This window comes from Sulfuricurvum sp., from assembly GCF_049305995.1.
In the GTDB taxonomy this organism is placed as follows: Bacteria; Campylobacterota; Campylobacteria; order Campylobacterales; family Sulfurimonadaceae; genus Sulfuricurvum.
In genome coordinates this window covers 1-2106 of sequence record NZ_JBAQPS010000161.1, presented here as the reverse complement: position 1 = coordinate 2106, position 2106 = coordinate 1, and the positions used below count along the sequence as shown (strand labels likewise).

The 2106-nt window shown below is 35.2% G+C and carries 5 protein-coding genes; 4 read left to right on the top strand and 1 reads right to left on the bottom strand.

Translation table 11 applies throughout. The features are described from left to right. The 4 genes from WA010_RS05430 to WA010_RS05415 form a co-directional block, all read left to right on the top strand. Window positions 1–660 (top strand): methyl-accepting chemotaxis protein (locus WA010_RS05430; protein WP_422556128.1); only part of this gene is annotated, 660 nt, incomplete at its 5' end. Then, window positions 660–1028, top strand: a complete 369-nt coding sequence (locus WA010_RS05425; RefSeq protein WP_422556127.1) for a response regulator — start codon at window positions 660–662, stop codon at window positions 1026–1028. The genes WA010_RS05430 and WA010_RS05425, both read left to right, overlap by 1 nt. A 101-nt stretch (window positions 1029–1129) precedes the next feature. Further along, window positions 1130–1573, top strand: coding sequence for a DUF4395 domain-containing protein (locus tag WA010_RS05420; protein ID WP_422556126.1), 444 nt, complete (start codon window positions 1130–1132; stop codon window positions 1571–1573). After that, window positions 1573–1977: an RrF2 family transcriptional regulator gene (locus WA010_RS05415; protein WP_422556125.1), complete on the top strand. Its 405-nt coding sequence runs from the start codon at window positions 1573–1575 to the stop codon at window positions 1975–1977. The genes WA010_RS05420 and WA010_RS05415 overlap by 1 nt, the downstream gene beginning before the upstream one ends. Before the next feature lie 14 nt (window positions 1978–1991). Here WA010_RS05415 and WA010_RS05410 read toward each other — a convergent pair. Further along, a partial coding sequence (locus WA010_RS05410; protein WP_422556129.1) for a helicase HerA-like domain-containing protein occupies window positions 1992–2106 on the bottom strand: 115 nt, incomplete at its 5' end.

Here is a 2106-nt window from a genome sequence, read left to right as displayed (position 1 = left end):
GGAGAACACGGTCGAGGATTTGCGGTTGTTGCTGATGAGGTTCGTAAACTTGCCGAACGAACCCAAAAAGCTACCAAGGAGATTGAAATCGTTATTCAATCTATGCAGCAAGATACCAATGAAATCGAAACAGCGACAGAAGGTCTTTCGAGTATTGTGATTAGTACGAGAGACGAAGTAAGTCAAATGTCAGATCGAATGTCTATTTTTCAGCGTAATTCTTCACGTAGTGTTTTTGAAATTATGGATATCAGTAACTATATCTTTAGTAATTTGGCAAAAATTGACCATGTTATCTATAAAAATAATGTATATGCTTTTTTATTTGGACAGGAAAATATCTTTAAAGCAATTGATCATCATACTTGTCGCTTAGGTAAATGGTACGATAACGGGATAGGAAAAGAGCAATTTGGTATGCTTAAATCTTATAGTCGCCTTGAAGCTCCACACGCCATGGTTCATACTCAAGCAAATGCATTGATTTCTGATTGTGGTGACGGTAAAAAATTGTGTTCACGTAGACAAATTGAACAGCGTATTCGAACGATTGAAGAAGCAAGTCAAGGAGTTTTCGAGGCTCTTGATTTATTGGTAATCGAAAAGAATGAGCATATGATGGGAAGTGCTATTAAAAATCTATTCGAAGGAGAAAAATAATGCGAATTATGATTGTTGATGATGAAGTACACATTGGAATGATGCTTGAAAAAGTGCTTACCCGTTCAGGGGATATTAAAGTTACTTATTTTGATAATCCGATTACGGCACTAAGTCATTTTCAGCGTGGTGAATATGATGGAGTTTTACTCGATATTATGATGCCTCAAAAAGATGGTATTAGTGTATTAGAAGCGATAAAAGTAAAAGATTCAGAGTGTATTGTCATTATGATGACAGCTTATTCGACTTTGGATAAAGTATTGCAAAGCCATAAAATCGGGGCAGATCATTATTTATTGAAGCCGTTTGAATCATTGAGTAATGTGGAAAAAAAAGTGCGTGAATTGATTAAATCTCGTAAATAGTAAAAGAATAATTTTTTTTTATACTTTAGTGAGTCAATATGAATACTTGACAATAAGTAAAAGCTATACTAATATAATAAAAATTTAGGAGGAATGAATTTATGTCCCAACAATGTCCTTTAAACTTTCGTCAAATTGATGCGACAGTTACACGAATTAATACTTTGTTCGTTATATTAAGTATAGTTGGATTTTTAGTGACTCAAAACAAAGTCATTTTGATTGTATTGATTATCGATTTTATACTTCGATTGTACGGATATAAGCATTTGAGCCTGATTCATATTTGTTCAGTATTTATCCAAAAAAAGCTTTCACTTCCAGTAAAAATGGAAGATGGTGGTGCTAAGCGCCTTGCTGCATTCTTTGGAGTAGGATTTACGATTGTATTATTAATATTTTCATGGTTAAAAGCTGATCTGATTGTGGCTTTAGTCGCGGGAATTTTTCTTTCATGCGCATCCTTAGAACTATTATTCGGATATTGTATTGCGTGTAAAATTTATTATATTGCAAAAAAATTTTCTCCAAAAAGATTTGATTAATGGCTGCGCTCTCATCTAAAGCAATTTATGGTTTAGCTGCGATGCATGTTCTTTCGCATGCACCCTATTCACGTATGATGCAGGTGAGAGAAATTTCTGCTATGACTCAAATATCACATGGTTATCTTGAACAACTTTTTTCGTTATTGCGTCGTAATAATCTTGTTATCAGTATCCGTGGAGCTTCAGGTGGGTATAAACTGGCTCGTCCGAGCCACGAAATAGAAGTAATTGAGATTCTTGAAGCTTTAGAAGGACCTTTTTATAAAATAGAGGGTAATGTTGGATCAAGCTTGATTTTGGAGTATTTTTGGGGAGATGTCGAAGAAAAAATGCGAAGTTTATTCGGCATGAAACTTTCTGAACTCGATCAGGCGTATCAGCCTCATTATTATGAGATATAGAGGCTAATAACTCTCTATTTTTTAAAGATACTCCCCAATATTCCTCGGATGAGCGCACGTCCGAGTTGAGAACCGATAGCTCGTGCGGCTGATTTAGCCAACGCTTCGGCAGTGCTTTCACGTCCGTGT